This is a genomic window from Pseudomonas sp. SIMBA_067 (assembly GCF_046534675.1).
In the GTDB taxonomy this organism is placed as follows: domain Bacteria; phylum Pseudomonadota; class Gammaproteobacteria; order Pseudomonadales; family Pseudomonadaceae; genus Aquipseudomonas; species Aquipseudomonas putida.
The window spans coordinates 1-267 of sequence record NZ_JAWRYH010000547.1; the positions used below are offsets into that span (position 1 = coordinate 1).

At 55.1% G+C, this 267-nt stretch carries 1 pseudogene; it reads left to right on the forward strand.

Features of this window, described 5'->3' with window-relative positions:
* Positions 1-96: 96 nt before the first annotated feature.
* Positions 97-267, forward strand: a pseudogene (locus SB765_RS30265) (histidine kinase); the annotation flags it as partial.

A 267-nucleotide genomic window follows, 5' to 3' on the forward strand; every position in this document is an offset into this window, starting at 1 on the left:
GGTGCAACCTGATGTTCGCGATATCCATTAGCCATTAATGTGACACCATTCTCATTGCATGAATGGAGCCAGGCTTTTGCTCGCTATCGTATCGCCGTGTCCGCCCCTTGCTGCTGCTCCAAGCGCTGGAGCGTCCTGATGGACAGTGCCTTATCGTTTGAAGCTGCCCTGCAGGAGTTTCTGCTGGATGCGCATGTCTTGCTGACTCAGTCCCAGGAGTGCCTGCAGCACCTGGAGCTGATCGACAACGATGCAGATGCCTGCAAG